This is a genomic window from Oleiphilus sp. HI0117 (assembly GCF_001635235.1).
The window spans coordinates 1-1,176 of record NZ_LWGA01000074.1; the positions used below are offsets into that span (position 1 = coordinate 1).

The following is a 1,176-nucleotide window of genomic DNA, read 5'->3' on the forward strand; positions in this document are numbered from 1 at the left end:
TGGCTTTGTTTGCGCTTAAAAAAGCGGGCGTAGAGCAGAAAGATGTTGTCATTGTTAGGGATGGGCAAGAGGCGATTGATTACCTGTGTGGAAAGGGGCAGTACGCTGGCCAGCAGTTCGACCCTGAGATAAGGGTGGTTTTCCTCGATTTGAATTTGCCAAAAGTTCATGGTCTGGATGTGTTGAAAGAGCTTCGTCACAACCTGGACACTCAATGCCTACCTGTTGTCATCCTAACCTCCTCCGATGAAGAGAGAGATGTTCAGGAAGGTTATCGGGCCGGCGCAAACAGCTATATTCAAAAGTCTTTTGATATAAATGAATTTAAAGACAATATCTCAGCACTTCGGAATTATTGGTTAGACATTAACCTTTCTCCGGTATCAAGGTAGCTATATGCATTTAGTGGAAGGTAAGATTATACGAATATTAATCGTCGATGACTCCGAAGACGATGTCAGGTTCAACCTTGAGTGATCAGTCATTTTTTGATGATATCAAGATCTGGCAAAAAGAATATGACCTGCTGCCTCAGAGAATTTGTTTTGAAATTACAGAAACCTCTGCAATCGATAACCTGGTTGATGCGGTAGAGTTTATTAATGAAATTAGAGGGCTAGGCTTTAAGTTTGCGCTAGATGATTTTGGTGTTGGTTTGAGCTCTTTTTCTTATCTTAAAACGATTCCTGTCGACTTCCTGAAGATTGATGGGAGCTTTGTTAAGAATATGTTGAGCGACAGTATTGATAGAGGGATTGTGGAGTCGTGCAATATGATAGCGCACGCAGCGGGTCTAGAGACGATCGCAGAGTTTGTTGAGGATGATGCGACTTGCGAAGCGCTAAGAGAAATTGGAATAGACTTTGCTCAAGGATTTGGCATCGTGATGCCTGGCCCCTTACCTGATCAAGAGTCAAGCTAATAAGCGTGAACCCTCCGTCGCTTCCATTCTATGCTTGACCAAATCTTAAAAAAACTCGTTAATTTCTTAAACGGTCTTAACACCTTGTTTGTTCTGCCGTCACTGGTCTTACTTGTAATTAGTGACGTTATTTTGCGTTCATTATTTTCCTCTCCNATTGCTTGGGCTCACGAATTGTCGGGTTTGCTGCTACTCATCATGTTCTTTATTAGTGATTCCAAAGTGTATAGAGGGCCATGAATTATTGAGTGTTG

2 protein-coding genes are annotated in these 1,176 nt (G+C 42.0%); both read left to right on the forward strand.

Going from position 1 to position 1,176, the window contains the following annotated elements; genetic code table 11:
- Positions 1–392, forward strand: a 392-nt coding sequence (locus tag A3757_RS01120; RefSeq protein WP_068739014.1) for a response regulator, incomplete at its 5' end; no start/stop codon positions are given.
- 47 nt (positions 393–439) lie between these two features.
- The gene (locus A3757_RS01125) at positions 440–922 is read left to right on the forward strand and encodes an EAL domain-containing protein (protein WP_068638188.1); all 483 of its coding nucleotides are present in this window, start codon (positions 440–442) and stop codon (positions 920–922) included.
- Positions 923–1,176: the final 254 nt, after the last annotated feature.